The sequence below is a fragment of the Vibrio sp. V10_P2A27P122 genome (genome assembly GCF_963874335.1).
Taxonomy (GTDB): domain Bacteria; phylum Pseudomonadota; class Gammaproteobacteria; order Enterobacterales; family Vibrionaceae; genus Vibrio; species Vibrio anguillarum.
In genome coordinates this window covers 1-2,589 of record NZ_CAWNHY010000196.1, presented here as the reverse complement: position 1 = coordinate 2,589, position 2,589 = coordinate 1, and the positions used below count along the sequence as shown (strand labels likewise).

General features: G+C 35.9%; 3 protein-coding genes. All 3 read right to left on the bottom strand.

The window, feature by feature from the left end; translation table 11 throughout:
- The coding region (locus tag AACQ17_RS08480; protein WP_206208097.1) for a hypothetical protein at window positions 1-266 on the bottom strand (266 nt) is incomplete at its 3' end.
- On the bottom strand, window positions 253-1,344 hold the full coding sequence (locus tag AACQ17_RS08475) for a hypothetical protein (protein ID WP_094147026.1): 1,092 nt from the start codon (window positions 1,342-1,344) through the stop codon (window positions 253-255). The genes AACQ17_RS08480 and AACQ17_RS08475, both read right to left, overlap by 14 nt.
- Window positions 1,341-2,589 (bottom strand): asparagine synthetase B family protein (locus AACQ17_RS08470; protein WP_141201463.1); only part of this gene is annotated, 1,249 nt, incomplete at its 5' end. The genes AACQ17_RS08470 and AACQ17_RS08475, both read right to left, overlap by 4 nt.

Below are 2,589 nucleotides of genomic sequence, written 5' to 3'. Positions count from 1 at the left end.
CATAAATATATTCCATAATTATAAGAGATAATAATCGATTCAAGTCCACCACTTTTAAAAAATATTGGTTCAACTGAAGAACTCGAAACACGAAGAAGCCTAGCAATCAGCCTGAATTTCATTAAAAACCACAAAATAAATCCAATTTTAAGCTCGACTGAATACTCATTTCCGTTATACTTTGCAAAGAACCTGTTATTTTTACTATAAATTTGGAGTTTATCATCAGAATAATGAAGTATCCCTATACCTTTATCTATAGACATTGTTAATTACTCTTTTTAGTGTAGCTTCACTGTCATCCAATAGCATCTCAACATTAAATTGATTACAGTTCACTGAGTACTTTTCAACAAACTGCCTATCAATGCCATCTAATATTTCGGCTTGACCATTTTCCTCTGGAAGTTTAATAGCAATACCAACCTTATGCTTTTCAACTTCGACCTGCAAAGCTGTACCTTCCGAGCAAATGACCGGGGTATTATAGAATATCGATTCGTAGTATTTGTTAGGCAACGCTATTTTGACATTTTCATCACTCGAGTCATAACAGATGTAATTGACATCAACTTGGCTGTAAATATTATCTAGATCATCAGGAGACTTAAATTCACCATGATAGTTGATACTTTCACAATCTGAATTGATTACTAGATCTAAGCATGGTCCTGCTCCGAAGCACTCCAGCGTATATCTTTCATGATTAGATTCAACAAATGATACAACTGCTTCTATCTCCCGGCGATACCTAAACAAACCTATCAGACCTATTCGTATCTTTTCACAACCGTGCAGACTCGCGTCGTTCAAATTAACACGATTCATATTACTCGGTAGCTTATTTTCTAATAATATGAATTTGTCCTTTTTAAATCCGTATTTCTCAAAGTAATTATCATAGAAATATGGTGACGTTATAACGATCTTATTCGCCCTGCTTAGAGTAAAGCGCTCTAGTCTGGCAAGAAATGAATTAGGGCGGTTTGCACTTCTTAAGTCTCCCAACTCAACAATTGAGTATTTGATACCTGCTAGCTTCCCTATAAGAAAGCAATCAAAGCCGAATGCGTAAAGCCCATCTCCATTTTTAGCCTCTTTCAAGAGGGTAATCCAAGCTCTAAACAGCTTAGATACACGTTTCAGGTAACTACCATCTTCAATGTAACCTAAGCTATTGTAGTCCACTGAACCTGAGAATTCATTTTCTTCATAAATTCGCCGCCTAAAACCAAAAACCTTACTGATCGTGACCTTATTAATAGCGTCTACACGTTTATGTATTCTTGGTTGAGAAGACAAATTACAAACAACAATTAACCGTTTTAGAGGTGTCTTTTTCACTTAAAGTTAACCTCGAGCCATTTATGTAAAGAGTATAAAATCCACATTTGATACCCCTTGTCTTTTGTGATTTTATGCTCACGATGCAAACTATGAAGGAAGCTTTCATCTACATAGCTTTTCAGCTTACTTTCACTTTTTAATATCTCATTTTCAAACCAATCAGGTAACGTATTGACTAAAAAGGGAGTTAAGAGCATACCAAACCCTACTTTAGGAGCATCCATTATGTAGTTGGGCAAACGCTCCTTTGCAATTTCTTTTAAAATGGATTTCGGTCCATTTTTCATCTTGAACTGCCATGGAAGTGTCGATGTATATTCAATTAGGCGATGATCCATAAACGGGCTTCGAGCTTCAATACTTGCGGCCATACTCGGATAGTCAACCCTAGGAAGTAGCAATTCTGCTAATCGCAATTTGTACTCAACATTAACCAGTCTTCTTAAAAAGCTATCGCTACTTTTCACGTGAACTTGTTCAGCTAATTCGTCAATGACCTTGTATGAATCATATTCTTTATTTCCTTTCCAAAAAGACTGTTTCACATCCTCAGAAAAACCGAATATAAATCGCTGAGCTATAGGCGGGACAGCTTTCAAACGATTCATTTTCTTTTTCACAGAATATGGAATAGGCATTTTTGAAAAGAAGGAAAATACAAAGTTAGGTACAAACTTATTTATTTTATCTAATAGTTCTAGTTTTTTGTAAATCGGGTAGCCACCTAACTCATCTCCCCCTTCCCCAACAAGAAGAACCTTATAATTATCTTGCCTTGAAAGCTTACAGATACCATAAAGTAACGGAGTGTTAGGGTCACCTGCCGGAATATCTGTGCAATTAGCCAAATATTCTTCTAGCCACTCAATGAATGTTGCTTCAGAAATTGGATTAGACGAGTATGACACGCTTTGCTCTTCAGCAAATTGTTTGGCAATCCTTGACTCATCAAACTCTGAGGTTTGCTCGTAAGATACATTGATTGCATGAATATTGTCAGCTCTGATATCTTTTGTATAGCTCAAATTTAGCGAACTATCTAATCCTCCACTCAGCGCTATTGAAATTGGCACATCTGAAACACTTCTATGCACCATAGACTCTTCCAGTAAACGTTTACTATTATCTATGCTTGTAACATAATCATCATGAGAGATTTTATTTAAATAATCAGCAACATCCCAGTACTTGACCGTTTTAATATCATTTTTACTCACTTCCATATAATGCCCAGCCTCAATT